The following is a 16,531-nucleotide window of genomic DNA, read 5'->3' on the forward strand; positions in this document are numbered from 1 at the left end:
CTCCATCGGCTCAGTGCGCCGTCATCGTCGGCTCGACGGGCGTGGGCGCGGGTGCGCCGTCCGCCGCCGCACCGCGCTTGCCGAAGAAGCGGCCGATCAGGCCGCCCGCACGTCCCGCCGAGGCCTTGCGTGCAAGCACCACATAGAGCACGGCTGCGCAGCAGAAGAAAATCAGCAGACCGATGCCGACGATGAGCCCAAGGACCCCACGCCGGGCTTTGGTCGCGAGGACCACCGGGTCGGCCGGCATGCTCGTCACCGCAACCTGATCGTAGGACAACCCCTCGACGCTGTGCGCGACAAGGTTCTTGATCTGCTGCGTGAGCGTGGCCAGATCCGCGTTCGGCCGATATTTGATGAAGACCGAGGCCGATGCGGGCTTGACGATCGAGGCCAGCGGGTCGTTGTTCGGCAACACGATCTGCACCCGTGCGACGATCACGCCGTCGATCTTGGAAAGCGTGTCCGAAAGCTCCTGTTGGACGCCGTAGATGAAGCGCACGCGCTCCTCGGTCGGGGTCGATACGAGCCCGCTCTGTTTGAAGAGATCGCCCAGGTTGTCGTACTTGCGCCGCGGCAGGCCGGCTGCCCCGAGCACCTGCATGGCGCGCGCAAACTGGGCGTTGTCCACGGCGACGTCCCAGGTCTTGCCGCCATCCTGCGTCGATTTCTGCGCATCGACGCCGTTTTCGAGCAGCACCGCCACCATCTCGTTGCTGTCGTGCTCAGTGAGGTTGCCATATAGCTCGCTGTTGCAGCCCGCGAGCAGCAGCGCGAGCGCCAGGCTCGCCTGGAGCGCGGCACGGCGCAGCAGCGAGCGGGAAAAGGTCTTGCGCATGATGGTCACCGCGGCGTCACTGGTTTTTCATCAGCGTGTCGAGCGCGTCCTTGGACGACGTCACGACCGCCAGCTTGGTCTGCAGGTCGACCTGCATGCCGGCCGTCTCGAGCTGCACCTGGACGGTGGCCGCGGTCAGTTGCGGCATCGACATGCGCTCGGCGTTGCTGACCATGTAGAGCATGTCGTCCGAGACGGTCTTGAAAGCCGCGTCCTGCGAGCGCGCAAGCCGCGAGACCAGCGCGCCGGTGTCGGTCTCGGGCGGGCGCGGCGGCGTCATGCGGCTCGTCTCGGCCATCGCGCGGAAGGCGTCCGCCCCGCGCGCCGGGCCGCCCTGCGCCGCCCCCCCGCCGTCGAAAGCGTGCGAGAGCACTTGGCTGAACTGCGAAAACGAAATCGGTGCTGCACTCATGATGTTTCTCCCGAACCGCAATGGCGCATGAATCACAGGCGCATGTACTGGCCGCCCATCACCAGCGACGGATCGATCTGCGTCGGCACCGGCACTGCTCCCTCGGCTTGAGCCGCCTGGCGCCGCGCACGGTCCTCCTTGAGCGCCACGATCGAAGCCGGCATCTCGAACTGCCCCGAGCGCTTGGCCGACTCGATCGCGCTGAGCAGGTCCTGGCGCGCGATGACGGTGCGCACCATCAGCACCGTGTCCTCGTCGGTCTCCTCGTCGAGGATCTGCCGCGCCTCGCCCTCCCAGTTCGGATCGTTGTTCATCGCCTTGCAGACCACCAGCAGCGCGCGGCTGCTCGGCAAGCACTGCTCCTGATCCACCAGGCGCTGGAAGGTGTGGCTCGCGCCGATGAAGTCCTGCCGCGCGACGTTGAGCAGCCCCTCGAACATATCGAGCTCGGGCGTGTGGTGGCACAGCACCGTCAGCGCGTCATAGATATAGGCCATGTCGTCGTGATCGATGCGGCAGTTCGGGAAGTTATCGCGCATGGCCACGCCGAGCACTTCCAGCATGATGTCGACGACATGGTCATCGAAACGCATGTACTCGTCGTTCGTTTCGCTCATTTCCGTTTCCTCTTCATGGTCGGTGGCATGCCGTTCGCCGCTTGGCGATCGGTCTTGCACTCAAAGTAACAAGCCGATGTGGACAGCACGTTCCAGATGCGAAGCAAATAGCGCATTTGCGAAGCCGCCCGAGCTTGCGGCCGGGCGCGCCCCCAATCGCAAAAAAGTGTGACAGCCGATCGCAACAGATTGTCAACAAGCGCGGCGCTTCCCGGCACGCGACGCTATCGTCGGCCCGTCGATTGATTGCGTAAGCGAGGCCCGGCGATGAGCGGGGAGAAGACCGAAGAACCCACAGAGAAACGACTCAAGGATGTCCGCAAGAAAGGGCAGGCATCCAAGAGTCAGGACATCGCGGAAAGCGTGTGCGTGCTCGCCGTGGTGATGATGCTCGCCGTCGCGCTGCACCTCGTGACGGACTTGCTGCACACGATCGTCCACGCCGCCCTTGAAGCGGTTCATGGCGGGCATTCCCTGCAGAGCACGCTCGTGGCGCTTGGCGCCATGGCCAAAGCCGGCGTGCTGCTCTCGGTGCCGATCGCGCTCGGCGCCGCGCTCGCGGCCGGCATCGCCAACGCTGCTCAGGTGAACCTGCTCGTTTCGTTCGAACCCGTGCTTCCCAAGTTCGACCAGGTCAACCCGGCGAGCGGCCTGAAGCGCATCTTTTCGCTGCGCGCGGTCATCGACCTGGTGAAGATGATCATCAAATCGTCGGTGCTGCTGGCGATCATGTGGGTGACGATCCGCGACCTGCTGCCGCTGCTCTCGGGCGCGCCGTATCAAACGCTGCCCAAGCTGATCCACCTGCTCTGGCATTCGCTCGAGCGGCTGCTGTCCATCGCGGCGGTCGCCTATCTCGTGATCGGCATCGCCGACTACAAGGTCATGCACTGGCTGTTCATCCGTCAGAACCGCATGTCGAAAGACGACGTCAAGCGCGAGCGCAAACAGGACGACGGCGACCCCCACCTCAAAGGCGAACGCAAGAAGATCGGCCGCGAGATGGTGATGGAGGAGCCGGAGAAGAAAGCCGTCGGCCTGTCGACGCTCGTTGTCACGAACCCGACGCACTACGCCGTCGCGCTGCGTTATCTGCCCGAGACCGATGCGCTGCCCGTGGTGGTCGCAAGCGGCGTCGACGCCGATGCCGCGCTCGTGCGCCGCTACGCGGCCGAGGCCGGCGTGCCCGTGGTCGCCAATCCGCCGGTCGCACGCACGCTCTACCGCGTGAGAGTCGGCGATCCGATTCCCGAAACGATGTTCGAAGTGGTTGCCGCGATCCTGCGCTGGGTCAACAGCGTGGGTGCGTTGCGCGAGCCGAGCCCCACCTACCCGGAGCCTGACCATGAATCTGCGTAAACTCCGCTTGCCCGCTATCGGCGAGGTCGGCATCGCCGGCCTCGTGGTGGCCATCGTTTCTCTGATGGTGCTGCCCCTGCCCACCGAAGCGATCGATGCGCTCGTCGCCGTCAACATCACGCTCAGCGTGACGGTCCTGATGACGACGCTCTATGCGCAAGACCTGATCGCGCTGTCGACCTTCCCGTCGATGCTGCTTTTCACGACGCTGTACCGGCTGTCGCTGAACATCGCCTCGACCAAGGCGATTCTGCTGCACGCGAACGCGGGCCACATCATCGAGAGCTTCGGCGAACTCGTGGTCGGCGGCAACCTCGTGGTCGGTCTCGTCGTATTCGTGACGATCGCCGTGGTGCAGTTCATCGTGATCGCCAAAGGCTCGGAGCGCGTGGCCGAAGTCGGGGCGCGCTTCACGCTCGACGGCATGCCCGGCAAGCAGATGAGTATCGATGCCGAGCTGCGCTCGAACGCGCTCACGCCCGAGGAGGCTCGCCGCAAGCGCACGCACCTGGCCATGGAAAGCCAGCTCCACGGCGGGATGGACGGCGCGATGAAGTTCGTCAAGGGCGACGCGATCGCGGGCCTCATCATCACGCTGATCAACATCCTGGCCGGCATCGCGGTCGGCGTCGCCTATCACGGCATGACGGCGGGTGAGGCGGCGAATCGCTTCTCGATTCTCTCGGTCGGCGACGCGATGGTGTCGCAAATCCCGTCGCTGTTGATCTCCGTGGCTGCCGGCGTGATGATCACGCGCGTCTCCAACGACCTCGACGAACGCAAGGACAAGTCGCTTGGCAACGAAATCCTGCGCCAGCTCGGCGGCCAGGCGCGCCCGCTCTATTTCGCGAGCCTGCTGCTGATCGGCTTCTCGCTCGTGCCGGGCTTCCCCAAGCTGCTTTTCGTGCTGCTCGCGGGCATCCTCGCCTTCTCCGGCTATCGGCTCTCGAAGAAAAGCACCACGCGCTCCGAGACGAAGGCAAGCGATGCCGTGGCCGCCTTCCAACGCGCCGGCGCGAAGGGCGAGGCGCCGGCGATCATGACCAAAGCGCCGCAGTTCGCGGCGCCGATCGGCGTGCGGCTCGCGCCCGATCTCGTCGCGCATCTGTCCGCGCAGCGGCTCAACGATGCGTTCGACGTCTGCCGCACGCGCCTGCAGGACGAACTCGGTCTACCGTTCCCGGGCATCACCATGTGGTCGTCGCCCGAGTTGCCCGCCGCCACTTACGAAGTCTTGATTCACGACGTACCGGGCGCCCGCGTCGCGCTGCCCGCGGGGAAGGTCATGCTGCCCGATGCGGCCCGCGAGCCCGACCTCGCGGCGCGCTGCGAGGCGCACGGCCCCGCGGGCGGTGCGCTCGAGAGCTTCTGGATCGGCGAAAACGCGGCGCCGGCAAAAGCCACCGTCTGGCGCGCCGAGGATGTGATCGCGCACGAAACGATCGCTCTGTTACGCATGCGTGCCCAGCAGTTCCTCGGCATCCAGGAGACGCAATGGATGCTCGACCAGCTGAACGTCGACTATCCGGGGCTCGTTACCGAAGTGACCAAGGCCGTACCGCTGCAAAAGATCGCCGACGTGCTGCGCCGGCTGCTGGAAGAGCAGATCTCGATCCGCAACGTGCGCGGCATCATGGAAAGCCTCGTGCTGTGGGGGCCGAAGGAGAAGGATCCGCTGCTGCTCGCCGAGTATGTGCGCGGCGACCTCGCGCCTTACCTCGCCCACCGTGCGGCCGGCGCGCAGCGCGCGCTCGCGGCGGTGGTGCTCGATATGCCCGTGGAGCAGCACATCCGTCAGGCGATCCGGCAGACGCCGACCGGCAACTTCCTCGCGCTGCCGCCCGAAGAAATGCAGTACTTCGTGGATAGCATCGCCGCGCATGCGGGCGACACGCCGCGCGAGGCCTTCGCCGTGGTCGCCTCGATGGACATCCGTCGCTACGTGCGGCGCATGATCGAAAGCCGGCTCGCATGGCTGCCCGTCTACTCGTATCAGGAACTGGGCGGCCATGTCCAGATGCAGCCTGTCGGCCGCGTGACGATGTGAGGCCGCCATGTCCATGAACAGCGTCAATCCCCTGCCCGTACGCATACTGCCTGGCGAATTGCCCGGCGGGTTCGCGCCGCCGAACGCGCGGCGTGGCGACTATGGCGCACTCGTGCGGCTCGCACGCCGAGCCCCGCGGCGCTCGCCCGTCTGGTGGCCGACGAAAGCCGGGCATGGCTTCGACGAAGATGCCGGCCGCCGGCAAGCCGGCGAAACGATGCGCGACGAGCAGCGCGAGACGCCGGACGCTCACGAGCCACCGACGCTCGCGCGCGAGCACGCACCGGCGCCGCTCGCGGCTCGCCACGCCGCGCCACGGGCCGCGGTCCCTGCTCAGGCCGGTACGCACGCGCGGGCGCCGATCGGGCGCCGGATCGAAATGCACGCGGCGCCCTGCGTCGGCGCCGTCGCGGCGATGCGTCAGGAATTCGACGGTTGGGTCCGCTTTCTCGTCGAGCGCGCCGCGGACTTCTGCTGCGACCGTGCCGTCGGCGCACAAGGTCAGTGGGCCATCCGCCTGGCGCTCGACCCCGCGATCCTGCCGGAGTGCACGTTGCATCTGAGCCTTTCGCATTTCACTCTGGCGCTTCGGTTCGAGACACAGGCGAGCCCCTCGCGACAGCTAGTGTTGCATCACGAAGAGACGTTGAAGGCGCAGCTCGCCGCCACGCTCGCGCAACGCGGCGAGCCACGCGACATCGAGATCGCCGTCGACTGACGCTCCCACGCCGACCCTGACCATGGAACCCGCAGACACCGCCATGCCCATTTCCTCGCGCAAACCAGGCTCCGTCAAGCGGCTGGCGGACAGCTCGCCGCCCGCGCTCACGCACGGCGCCGCCCGCTTCGCCCGGCTCCTTGCCGATGCCCGGCTGCCCGCATGGCTGAGCCGGCACGGCATCACCGATTGGCGCGTCGGCACGGCCGAAGCGACGCGCTTTCACGAAGCCGGCTGGATCGAACTGCGGCATGGCTTTGCCCACGCTGCGGCCGCCATCGACCTCTCGCGCCACCCGGCGCTCGCCGCGGTCGCCGCCGATGGGGCACATGCCGGCGCCGGGCGGCCTGTGCCAGCCGACGATGCCCTGCGCCACGCCGTGGCCGCCGCGCTGCTCGAACCGCTGACCCAACGCTGCGCCGCGCTCGGCCTTGGCGAGCTCAGCGTAGCAGCCGTTCACCGCGGCACACCACCGCGCGGCGGCAACGCACGCTTCGCCATCTCGCTGCGCGCGCAAGAGCTTGCGCTCGAATGCATCATGCCGCCGCCCGACGACGGCTGCCTCGACATGCTCGAAGCCCGGATCAGCACACAGCGTCTGCCGCTGCCGAGGGCGCTAGGGGCGCTGCGCGTACCCGGCAGGCTCGCGCTCGGCACGAAGACGATGCGAATCGCGACGCTGCGTTCGCTGCGCACAGGCGACGTCGTGTTGCGCGCGCTCGACCCGCGCGTATCCGACTGGCTCGCGACACGCGATCGCATTACCGAAATCCACGCGCTATGGGGCACGCCCGGGGCACCCGGCATCCGCGTGCCGGTGCGCGTGGGCACCAACACGATGACCTTGACAGGAGAACCCGCCATGACCGAAGCAGAAATGGACATCCCGTCCGCACAACCCGAAGACCAGGCCGCGTTCGACGTGAGCGGCCTGGGCCTGCCGATCCGCTTCGAGGTCGACACGGTCGCCATGCCCGTTTCGCAGCTCACAGCCTTGCGCCCCGGTTATGTCGTGGAGCTGGCGGTGCCGCTCGCCGACGCGCGCATCCGCATGAGCGCGCACGGCCAGACCATCGGTTTCGGGGAGCTCGTGACTGTCGGCGAGCATCTTGGCGTTCGCATTCTCGAGATGACACACGGCGATGATTCAGTTCAGTGACTTCACCGGTCTGCTGATCGCGGTCATCGCGATCACGCTGCTGCCCTTCGTCGCGATGGTCGTCACGTCGTACGCGAAGATCGTCGTCGTGCTCGGGCTGCTGCGCAACGGTCTCGGGGTGCAGCAGGTACCGCCCAATACCGTGCTCAACGGCATCGCCATTCTCGTGTCGATCTACGTCATGGCGCCGATCGCGATGCAGGCGCTCGATACCGTGCAGCAAGAACGGATGCGGCAAGACACCTCGCAGGTGATGATCGATACGTTCGGCGCCGCCCGCGAGCCGTTCCGGCAGTTCCTGATGAAGCACACGAACGAGCGCGAAAAGCGGTTTTTCCTGCACTCGGCGTCGATCGTCTGGCCGAAACCGCTCGCCGCGAAGCTACAGGAGAACGACCTCATCGTGCTGGCGCCGGCGTTCACGCTGACAGAGCTGACCGACGCTTTCCGGATCGGCTTTCTGCTCTACATCGCCTTCGTCGTGGTCGATCTCGTCATCGCCAACGTGCTGATGGCAATGGGCCTCACCCAGGTGCAGCCAACCAACGTCGCGATCCCGTTCAAGCTGCTGCTGTTCGTCGTGATGGATGGCTGGTCGACCCTGATCCACGGGCTCGTGCTCACCTATCGCTGACGGGCGCGCCGTACGCAACGGAGAAACCGGTATGGAAATCGACAATCTGATCCGCCTCACGACACAAGGCATGCTGATCTGCCTGTATGTGTCGCTGCCCATCGTCGTCATCGCGGCGGGCGCGGGCATGCTGGTCTCATTCCTGCAGGCCATCACCTCGCTGCAGGACCAGACGCTGTCCTTCGCCGTCAAGCTCGTTGCGGCCGTCGTCGGCATCGCCATATTCGGCGGCTGGGGAGCCGCCATGATCGTGCGCTTCGCGCATCAGCTGATCGCCGTGGCGGTGCCGTCATGATCTCGGTCCATGGCGGCGCTCCGCCGCCGCACGCGGAGACGGGCGAGACGGAATCCGACGCCGACGCCGCGCGGCTCGCGGCCGGCATGGCGCGGACGCTACGCCAGACAAAGCAGACCCGCTTCTATCGTGAAGCGCGCTTCGCCGCGAAGGAAGAAATCGCGTCGCCGATGGATCACACGCTCAAGCACAACCATCCGCTCACGAAGCTCAAGCGCCGGCGCCGCAAGCCGCTCGTCCTGCATCGGCCGGTGCGCCGCAATGCGCCGACGGAAACCAAGACGGCGCGGACCGAGCATGGTCAGCACCGCCGGCATGAGCGCGTGGGCAAAGACGGGCGCCATCAGGGCGGCGGCCAGGGCCAGGGAGAAGGCCACGAGCAGGAAGGCCAGCAAGAGCGGCAACGGGAGCGCGAGCGACGCGACGACCAGGCTCCGGCCATCGTCAAGGTCCGCCGAGCCAAGCGCATCGATCCGGCCGCGGCCAGCAACGCCGTGCTTGCCGCGGTCGAGACGCCGGGCTTGCCCCCCGCACAGCTCGAACTCGACATGCGGCGTGCGCTGACAGCGCGCGTGCTCGACATTGCGAGGCCGTTGCCGGGCGAACCGAAGGCGCGGGCGACGTCGCGTTGGCTCGGCCTTTCGCTCGATCTGAACGCTGCGCTTCAGTCGCTGCGCAAGCGCGGGATCAAGCCGAACCCGACAGGCCTTGCCGGCGTCAAGCAGCTCCTGCTGGAAGTGCAGGACAGTGCGCCCCCCGCGTCGCCCCAGGTCGCCGACGATCGTGCGCGCACGGTCAACCTGCTCGCCCCGCTCATGGTGCTCGGTGCGGAGCGCCCGTCGACGCCGCGTCAGCTCGCGCTGGCCGAGAACCGGCTGCACTCGGGCCTGGCCGCTGTGAGCGCCGAACCCGAGCATGGCGACGTTCGGCCGCATGCGAACGCACCCGAATCTTCGCAAAACCCTTGATCGCTTCGCACGGACACCGGCACATGCATCGTCGCTTCGTACACTGGCCCATATCCGAAACTGAATGCAGGACGCGCAAAGCAGGACAACCGACATGAAACAGCTACGCATCTTGACCGGCGCCCACGCGGGCGCACAGATCCGCCTGGTTCCGGGCGAGTACCGGATCGGGCCGGACGATGCCGCCGACATCTGCGTGACCGATTGGGACGATCACGCCATCGTGCTCACGCTCGATGCCGGCGGTGTGCTGCGCTGGCATCAAGCCCCGGGCGACGAGGCCGAGGCGACAGTCACGCTCGTGCCGGACCTGATCCCGATCCCGTTCGGCGACGTGGTGCTCGCGGCCGGCCCCGAGGACGATTCGTGGCCAAGCGACGTCGACTTGCTGCGCATGCTCTGGATCAAGCCCGAAGCGCAGGCTGCAACCGCTACCGCGGCGCCGGGCTCGCACAAGCGCCGCATCGCCGCCCCGATCGTGGCCACGCTCATCGGCGCCGGCATGGTCGGGGCACTGCTGATCACGGGTGCCGCGCTCTTCGTCGGTGCGCCGCGCGAAGCCGATGCAACGCCCGACCCACGCACGCTGACGGCACGTATTGCCACCGAACTCCGTTCGGCCGGCATCGATGGCCTCGACGTGGCGCCGCGCGGCGCGGCCGTGGTGGTCACGGGCATGGTCAAAAACGCTGCCGAGGACGTGGCCGCCCGTGCCGTGTTTGCGCGAGTGGCGCCCGACCAGAGCCACGTGCTCCGGCATTACGACGTCGCGGAAGAAGACTGCCGAAGCCTCAAGGAAGCGCTCGGCATTCCCGGCGTACAGGTCTCGTACCACGGCGCGGGCGCCTTCGAAGTCGCGGGCAGCGTACCGTCGATGCCGACCTTCCGAGCGGCGCTCGCGCACGCGAAGACCGATTTCGACCAGAACGTCAAGCGCATCGACGTGGCGGTCACCGAGGCGGCGCACGCGCTGCCGCAAGAGCAGTACTCCGAGGTCATCTCCATCGCGGGCGTGCGTTACGTCGAAACGCCCGACGGGGTGAAACACCTTTATCCGCAAGCAGAGACGAAGCACTCTGCCACCTCTCCATCCGATCTGTGAGGCGAACCATGTACGAATCACTCGCACCCGTGGCGAACGACCTGACCCACCTGAAGGCCACGCTGGCCTCGCCGATGAGCGATTCGCTCGTGAAGCGCGCCACCGCGGCGCTCGACGCGACCGCGAAGCAGCTCGCCGACGCCACGCAGAAAGCCGGCGCCGATCAGGAACGGGCCGAATTGCAGATTCTTTATCGCGGCTTCGTCGCGGCGCGCCGAATCGTGGCGCACCTGCACGAGCTGCAAACGCACGGGCAAAGCCCGCGCTGAAACGAGCATCGCCTGGCACACCTCCCGGTCACGATGCCAGTTGTTCAACGACTGTAGTCCACCTCAATCTTTTCCTATAGGAGAATGCTATGTCCGCAGCATCCACAGTTGGAGCAGGCGCCGCTTCGGGCGGCATGAAGTCGTCGATGATGGCAATGATTCCGGTCATGCTGCAAGCGGCCGAGGATCAAATGATCATTTCGATGATCGAAGCCTTCACCAACGTCGAAAAGGCTGCCGCCTCGGGCGTACAGTCAGCGTCGCAGAAGTCGTAGCGGCATTGCTCGGCCGCCCGCCGCTTGCGCGGTGGGCGGCTTTTTTATTGCCCATTGCAGCAGCGCTGCCTACAAGGAGCATCGCATGAGCCTCGAACGTTACGGCGAGATCGTCCGCGAAACCTGCGCCGTGGTCGGTCTGCCCAATGCGGATTACGTGCTGCAAACGCATACGCTCGAAGTGGAAGGCTTCGACGTGCGGCTCGATCACTTCGAGAACGATCCGGCCGCGATGTACGTCAACTTCCATTACGGCACCGTCACGGCAGGCCGCACGCTGAACGTATTTCGGCTGATGCTCGAGGCGAATCTGCTCATCTACGCGCAGGATCAGGCGCAGCTTGGGCTCGACGCCGATACGGGCGGCATCGTGTTGATCCTGCGGCTGCCGATCACCGACGACGTCAACGGCGATACAGTCGCCGAGCTGCTCACCCATTATGCAGAGCACGGCCGCTATTGGCGGCAGAACATCATCGAGTCGAGTGACGAGATGTTCGAAGGTATCGCTTCGGGTTCGTACTTCTGGCTGCGCGCCTAGTCGAGGGCCCTCCTACGCGGCGTACCACGCGATCGAGCCAAAGACCCCACCCCGGCATCTTTTCCTAATGCTGCGACGCCACGGCCGCGCACGCGCCACCGGCGACCGCCGCGAGCGCATTGCAGGCGTTGACGGTCTGCGTGGCGCCGGTGCTGCTCACACTGCCTTTGAGCGCCGCATAGACGTGCGCCGCGTCGAGATGCGGATCGACGGCCAGCAGCAGCGCGGCGATGCCCGACACGTAAGCCGCCGAAAACGATGAGCCGGACAGGAAATCGTAGTGTCCACCCGGCGTCAAGGTCAGCACGTCGCGACCCGGTGCGTAGACGACGTCGCTCACGTGCGAGCCCGGCAAATCTGCGCCGATCACGTTGGGCACGCCAACCGGAAACGCATGGCGGTCGCCGTCCGGCGGCACCGCACCGACCACGATCGCACCATGCCCTAGCGCGTAATCGACGAGTTGCGCAAGCAACGGATCGGGCGGACCCGTCAGGCTTAGATTGATGACTTGCGCATGGGACTCGATCGCGGCCGACAGCGCTTCCGCGAGCGTCAGCGAGTTGCACAGCGACGCACCTGTCTCCGGCACGCTCCAGCACGCTTTGAGCGCCAGTATCCGTGCCCCGGGCGCGACCCCCATCACGCCGCGTCCGTCGCTGGGAGTTGCCGCGATGACGCCCGCGACGGCCGTGCCGTGCACGTCGCGATTGAAGTGCGCCATGTCGCGCTCGACGAAATCGCGCGTCAGCGCGATCCTGCCCGACAAACCAGGATGCCGCGTATCGACGCCCGTATCGATCACGGCAACTCGCACACCGTCGCCATGCGTCACACGCTGCGCGGCGAGCGCATCGATTTCTTCCAGGCCGCGCTGCAGCGACTCGTAACCGGTGTCGTAGCGCAACGACGTGCTCAACGTCCGGAACGACTGCAGCGGCTCGGCGAGCCGCACCCGGCGGTCGTGTGCGAGCTTCGACAGCAGCACGTCGCGCCGCTGGCCATCGGTGATTTCGAGCACGGCGCAATGCACATGAAGCGGCAGGATCGGCCAGGCTGTCAGCTCGCGCAGGCGATAATCCTTGGCCAGCGCGGCCATCATCGCCCGCGCGCTGCCGTACGCGAGGTAGCCCGGTGGGCTGCCGTAACCGCCGGCCGTGGTCCCTGCCATCGTTGGGACCGATTCCGCCGGATTCTCGACCGCAATGACCACCATTTTGTCGGTGGCCGAGGTCATCCGCGCCACCACGGCAGGATCGACGTCGTTCGCCGACGGCGGAATGAGCAAGGGGCTGCTGCTACACGCGGCAAGCCATAACGCTGCGGCCGCGCCCAGCCAGGCAGGCCGGCGCCACCACGCGCCTCCTGCGGCACATCGATTCATCGGTCGTTCCTTGTTTCCTTCGTTCGTTGGCTACCGAACGGCGTCGACCGTGGCCGATGCGTGACAGCAGCGCATGACGGTGAGTACCTCACCCCGCACGGAATGTTGCAATAGGGAGGGCCCCGGGTCGAGTTTTTTTTTGATCTGATTTACGATACGCCCCCAGGTCGGATCGCGCAGACGCCGTTTTCGGCGCGAGCGGCGTTCACCGCATTCACCGCGTTCAGCGCGTTCATCAGTAGGCAGCCGGCCCGTGCCGGCCGCGAGTCGAGTCGTTGTTTCTATGAAGTCGAGGCGCAGTACGACCGCTCCGTCCCGAAGCGCAGCCACCGCGCCTGCGCGCGTGGTCTGGACGCATTGCATCGTCGCCGCTTGCGCGTTGCTGCCGCAGGCGGCCGCCGCCGCGCCGAACGGTTGGCAATTCGAGGTCAGCGGCGCAACCGGCGCTACGACGCGCGGCATCGTCGAAAGCGACAAGACGCCGACGGTCGGTATCGGCGCAAGCTGGTACCCCGATCCGGGCGGCGGTTTTTTCATCGGTGCGTCGGCATTGACGATGCGCTCGACGCACTTTCCGGAAACGGGCGCCAAGATCGTTGCCGATGCCGGCTACATGTGGCGGATCGATGGCGACTGGAGCATCCAGGCCATTGTCTCGCGCTATCAGTTCGAGCATGTGCCGTTCGCCGCGCGGTTGGGCTACGACGAAGTCGCGCTGCGCGGCGGATGGCGCGACACCGTGTTCGCCTCCGTCACGGCCTCGCCCGATACCGCATTCGGTCCGTCGCCGAAATCGCGATCGTTCTCGTACGACATCGCAGGCCGGCTGCCGCTCGCCCACGGCTTCTCGGCGACAGCCGGCATCGGGTACTACGATCTGCGCGCCCAGTTGGGCAGCGGCTTCGTTTATGCCGATGCCGGGCTAACTTACGAGTATGGCTCGATGCAGCTCGATCTCTGGTATATCGGTACACGCGCGTCCACGCAGATGCAGGCGCAAATCGGCGCCCTGCTCGCCCACCGTTGGGTCGCCGACGTCATCTGGCATTTTTGAGTGCATCACGGACGCGATGCCAGGCGCCGGCCCGCCGAGGGCGCGCGGCACGATTACTGCCCGCTCGGCGTCTGCGCGATCGGCTCGGCGAACCGCACGCCCGGCGCGGTGCGCAATGCGGCCGCATCGGCGTCGAAAGATGCCTTTGGGTCGAGCGGCGCGAGCGAATAAACGCCCCTCGCATCTGGGCCGGCGACGATCTGCAGGTTCCGCGAAACCAGCAGCGTCTGCAGTTCGCGAACGGACATCCGCTCGTCGACGACGAGCCGGATCGCCGCGCGATCGGGGCTGGCAACCGGTTCGGACAACGTGCGATATACCGCCGCCGGCCCGGCCCGCTGCCGTTCGTCGAGCACGGCGCGCGCGCCCGATTGCAGCAGCACGAGCGCGGCCACGCCGTATGCCAGCGTCATTGCGACACGCGAGCGCGCGTTCGCCGCAGCCTGGGGCCGCCGCGCTTGTGCCGGATGCGCCTGGGTGTCGCCTTCGACATCCCCGATCCGTTGCAGCAGCCTGGCGAGTCCGTGCTCGACGCGCGGCACCTGCGGCTCGCGCCCGTTCATCGTCAGGCACAGGTCGCGCTGACGCGAGAATTCGGACAGGCACAAGGCACACCCGCGCAGATGTTCGTTCACCCTGCGCAACTCGTTCGCGTCGGCCGTACCGTTCACGACCCACGGCAGCACCTCCCAGACACGTAGGTGCATGCGTTCGTCGTCGACTGCTATCATGCTCATCGCTCGTCTCCGGTCACGCCTGCCAGCATCGGCATCACGTTGCGCAACTTGACGCGGGCATGGAACATCCGCGCCTTGACCGTCGTTACCGTCGATTCGGTAATCTGCGCGATCTCTTCTAGCGAATGGCCCATGACATACGCGAGTTCCATCACCAAGCGCTGCTCGGGCGAGAGTTTCCTGAGCCCCTTGTCGATCCAGTCGGCCTGCTCATGATCGACAAATGGCTCCACTGCCTCGCCTTCGAAGTCAGCGGCGAACTCCTGATAGCGGAAGCTGCCGTCGCGCAGCGCACGCAGCGTCACGCGATACGCGATGCCCATCAGCCACGTGGATACGCGCGCATCGCCACGGAACGCCCCCGCCTTTTGCCAAACCACCATGAACGTATCGTTGATGACTTCCTCGATCAGATCCGGACGCCTTGTAAAGCGGTTGAGAAAGCGCGCGAGCCGGCCATGGTACGCCCGGTAAAGCTGCGCCAGCGCTTGCTTGTCCTGGTCCGCCACGCGCCGCAATAGGCGCAGGTCGTCCGCATCGGTAGCGTGTTCGTCGTCGAAAAACGGAGTGGCTTGATTCAATAGCATGACGCGGATCGCGGTTGGAGCAAGCGCTAGGACCCCGTAGGTAGCGCGAAGCGATGAAAAAGTTGCGAGACAGGGTCAAAAAAAACCTGCCGCGGCGCCAGCTCCTATGTACTGGACTTCGCACCATGCCACAAGGGAGGCGACAGCTGATTCGGAGGTAAGGAAATCCTTACCCGCGACGGCAAGCAGTTCGCCTTTCCGGTCGCGCAGTATCCCGGCGCAGCCGCGCTGGCATCGGTCCGTAGCGGCGTCAGGCGTGCGAAAATTGACCAGCGGCTGCGCAAGTCGCACGCGCCGGTCTGCCGTGAGCTTCCTCAACAGCGCGTCGCGCGATTGCCTGCCTTCGATTTCGAGCACGACGCAATGCAGTTGCAGCGAAACGATAGGCCACTCGAAGATCTCGCGCAATCGGTAATCCCGCTCGAGCGCAGCAACCGTCGCCTTCGTCTGCGAATCGAGGTAATCGCCGGGCCAGCGGCCCACACCGGCGGCGATCCCGACGACCACCATCCGATCGCCGGCGACGGCCATCCGCCTTACCGCGGCGGCCGTCTGCTCCTCTGGCAGTGGAACCAGCGTGAGGCGGGCGCATGCTGCGAGCAACAGCGACAGGAGCACGGCACAGCAGGCCTGCCGCAGCTTCGCCGCTGTCCCCGCATCCGGGAAAATCAACAAGGGTCTCTCCAGCGTTGGGCGGCCTCGCTCGGGGGTCAGCCTGCCGGTTGGCGATCGCGTCCGCGCCTGCTCATCGGCGGTTGCCCCGCCGCCCGGGCTCACTCACTGCAAATGAAATATCGCAGTACGTGCCATGTACGCGCTGAAATGTTGCAACGCCCAGACAACTATTCCTTTCACATCCGGCCATCCCGGGGCGGCCGGCCCACTATCCGGCCCGCTGTCCGGCCCGCTGTCCGGCCCGCTGTCCGGCGCGTCGTCGTCGGCTGCGATGCTGACCCGGGACATCCGCATGCCGTCGGCCTCTCCCGCCGTGTGCGAAAAGACCGACAGGCGCCACTTGGCGAGGATGTGCTCGATTCGGCGCGCGTACTGGTCGCGCTCGGCCGGCGTCTCGGAATGGTAGGCGCCGACCGCCGTCCAGGTATTGCCGTACTTGTTCATCATGCGGCGCAGGTGCCACGCCCCGACATAGACGTTCGCGCACGGCCGCATCAACGTCGCGCGGGAGATGTGGTAGCGATCGAGTTCGCGCAAATGGATCGAATTGATTTGCATGACGCCGTAATCGATCGAACCGTTCGCGTTGCGATGCATGGCATCGGGCCGGTTATGCGATTCGAGCCACGCAATGGCGCGCAGCACCATCGAATTGACATGCTGGTAGGCGCCGGCCTCGTCAAAGCAATCGGCGTGTGCGGGATCGGCCCACGTGCAGGCCAGGCAGAGCAAAGCGGCAAGGGCGAGCGATCGGGATAGGCGGCGGGTTTTCGTCGGCATTTCGCGTCGGTTCAAGCAAGCGTGCAATTAAACGCAACCATTCTCGCCAATGCGAATGGTCCCGCTCTTCGCAATCGCGA

Annotated in this window: 19 protein-coding genes and 1 pseudogene; 12 read left to right on the plus strand and 8 right to left on the minus strand. The window is 66.2% G+C overall.

Annotation, left to right across the window (positions count from 1 at the left end; genetic code table 11):
• Positions 1 to 10: 10 nt before the first annotated feature.
• Genes sctJ through C0Z19_RS25610 form a run of 3 tightly spaced genes read right to left on the minus strand, consistent with a single transcriptional unit; the run spans position 11 to position 1,867 of the window.
• A complete protein-coding gene (gene sctJ / locus C0Z19_RS25600; protein ID WP_102612644.1) occupies positions 11 to 838 on the minus strand; it encodes a type III secretion system inner membrane ring lipoprotein SctJ in 828 nt (275 codons plus the stop codon).
• A 16-nt stretch (positions 839 to 854) separates the two neighbouring features.
• Positions 855 to 1,250, minus strand: coding sequence for a type III secretion protein HrpB2 (locus C0Z19_RS25605; protein ID WP_102612645.1), 396 nt, complete (start codon positions 1,248 to 1,250; stop codon positions 855 to 857).
• Positions 1,251 to 1,282: 32 nt separating this feature from the next.
• A complete protein-coding gene (locus tag C0Z19_RS25610) occupies positions 1,283 to 1,867 on the minus strand; it encodes an HrpB1 family type III secretion system apparatus protein (protein WP_146012140.1) in 585 nt (194 codons plus the stop codon).
• Positions 1,868 to 2,134: 267 nt separating this feature from the next.
• On the opposite strand from C0Z19_RS25610, the gene sctU reads away from it, so the two are divergent.
• The 11 genes from sctU to C0Z19_RS25660 all read left to right on the plus strand — a co-directional run bounded on the left by sctU (position 2,135) and on the right by C0Z19_RS25660 (position 11,234).
• Positions 2,135 to 3,226 (plus strand): type III secretion system export apparatus subunit SctU, encoded by a 1,092-nt coding sequence (sctU, locus tag C0Z19_RS25615; RefSeq protein ID WP_102612647.1) that lies wholly within the window; start codon positions 2,135 to 2,137, stop codon positions 3,224 to 3,226.
• The gene (gene sctV, locus C0Z19_RS25620; RefSeq protein ID WP_102612648.1) at positions 3,213 to 5,273 is read left to right on the plus strand and encodes a type III secretion system export apparatus subunit SctV; all 2,061 of its coding nucleotides are present in this window, start codon (positions 3,213 to 3,215) and stop codon (positions 5,271 to 5,273) included. Before sctU ends, sctV begins: the two co-directional genes overlap by 14 nt.
• Positions 5,274 to 5,280: 7 nt before the next feature.
• Positions 5,281 to 5,991: a type III secretion system protein SctP gene (gene sctP, locus C0Z19_RS25625; protein ID WP_102612649.1), complete on the plus strand. Its 711-nt coding sequence runs from the start codon at positions 5,281 to 5,283 to the stop codon at positions 5,989 to 5,991.
• A 22-nt stretch (positions 5,992 to 6,013) separates the two neighbouring features.
• Positions 6,014 to 7,150, plus strand: coding sequence for a type III secretion system cytoplasmic ring protein SctQ (gene sctQ, locus C0Z19_RS25630; RefSeq protein WP_102612650.1), 1,137 nt, complete (start codon positions 6,014 to 6,016; stop codon positions 7,148 to 7,150).
• Positions 7,134 to 7,784: a type III secretion system export apparatus subunit SctR gene (gene sctR / locus C0Z19_RS25635; RefSeq protein WP_102612651.1), complete on the plus strand. Its 651-nt coding sequence runs from the start codon at positions 7,134 to 7,136 to the stop codon at positions 7,782 to 7,784. The genes sctQ and sctR overlap by 17 nt, the downstream gene beginning before the upstream one ends.
• Positions 7,785 to 7,815: 31 nt before the next feature.
• A complete protein-coding gene (gene sctS / locus C0Z19_RS25640; RefSeq protein ID WP_102612652.1) occupies positions 7,816 to 8,079 on the plus strand; it encodes a type III secretion system export apparatus subunit SctS in 264 nt (87 codons plus the stop codon).
• Positions 8,076 to 9,047, plus strand: coding sequence for a hypothetical protein (locus C0Z19_RS25645; protein ID WP_102612653.1), 972 nt, complete (start codon positions 8,076 to 8,078; stop codon positions 9,045 to 9,047). Before sctS ends, C0Z19_RS25645 begins: the two co-directional genes overlap by 4 nt.
• Before the next feature lie 94 nt (positions 9,048 to 9,141).
• Positions 9,142 to 10,149 carry a type III secretion system protein gene (locus C0Z19_RS25650; RefSeq protein ID WP_146012141.1) on the plus strand — a complete coding sequence of 336 codons (1,008 nt, stop codon included), beginning with the start codon at positions 9,142 to 9,144 and terminating at the stop codon, positions 10,147 to 10,149.
• A gap of 8 nt (positions 10,150 to 10,157) precedes the next feature.
• Entirely contained in the window at positions 10,158 to 10,418 is a 261-nt protein-coding gene (locus C0Z19_RS25655) for a type III secretion system protein (protein WP_102612655.1), read from the plus strand.
• A gap of 89 nt (positions 10,419 to 10,507) precedes the next feature.
• Positions 10,508 to 10,693, plus strand: a complete 186-nt coding sequence (locus tag C0Z19_RS28070) for a hypothetical protein (protein ID WP_146012142.1) — start codon at positions 10,508 to 10,510, stop codon at positions 10,691 to 10,693.
• A gap of 85 nt (positions 10,694 to 10,778) precedes the next feature.
• A complete protein-coding gene (locus tag C0Z19_RS25660; RefSeq protein WP_102612670.1) occupies positions 10,779 to 11,234 on the plus strand; it encodes a CesT family type III secretion system chaperone in 456 nt (151 codons plus the stop codon).
• 64 nt (positions 11,235 to 11,298) lie between these two features.
• On the opposite strand, the gene C0Z19_RS25665 is transcribed toward C0Z19_RS25660, so the two are convergent.
• Positions 11,299 to 12,618, minus strand: a complete 1,320-nt coding sequence (locus tag C0Z19_RS25665; RefSeq protein ID WP_102612656.1) for a S8 family peptidase — start codon at positions 12,616 to 12,618, stop codon at positions 11,299 to 11,301.
• Between the two features lie 343 nt (positions 12,619 to 12,961).
• Here C0Z19_RS25665 and C0Z19_RS25670 point away from each other — a divergent pair, with 343 nt between their 5' ends.
• On the plus strand, positions 12,962 to 13,672 hold the full coding sequence (locus C0Z19_RS25670; protein ID WP_102612657.1) for a TorF family putative porin: 711 nt from the start codon (positions 12,962 to 12,964) through the stop codon (positions 13,670 to 13,672).
• 53 nt (positions 13,673 to 13,725) lie between these two features.
• Here the strand turns inward: C0Z19_RS25670 and C0Z19_RS25675 are convergent, their stop codons facing one another.
• The 4 genes and pseudogenes from C0Z19_RS25675 to C0Z19_RS25690 all read right to left on the minus strand — a co-directional run.
• A complete protein-coding gene (locus C0Z19_RS25675; RefSeq protein ID WP_146012143.1) occupies positions 13,726 to 14,409 on the minus strand; it encodes a hypothetical protein in 684 nt (227 codons plus the stop codon).
• Entirely contained in the window at positions 14,406 to 14,996 is a 591-nt protein-coding gene (locus tag C0Z19_RS25680; RefSeq protein WP_102612659.1) for an RNA polymerase sigma factor, read from the minus strand. Before C0Z19_RS25680 ends, C0Z19_RS25675 begins: the two co-directional genes overlap by 4 nt.
• A 75-nt stretch (positions 14,997 to 15,071) precedes the next feature.
• Positions 15,072 to 15,671, minus strand: a complete 600-nt coding sequence (locus C0Z19_RS28360; protein WP_102612660.1) for a hypothetical protein — start codon at positions 15,669 to 15,671, stop codon at positions 15,072 to 15,074.
• Positions 15,672 to 16,001: 330 nt separating this feature from the next.
• Positions 16,002 to 16,451 (minus strand): annotated as a pseudogene (locus C0Z19_RS25690) (lytic transglycosylase domain-containing protein); the annotation flags it as partial.
• Positions 16,452 to 16,531 lie beyond the last annotated feature (80 nt).

The sequence above is a fragment of the Trinickia soli genome (genome assembly GCF_002879855.1).
Classification (GTDB): Bacteria; Pseudomonadota; Gammaproteobacteria; order Burkholderiales; family Burkholderiaceae; genus Trinickia; species Trinickia soli.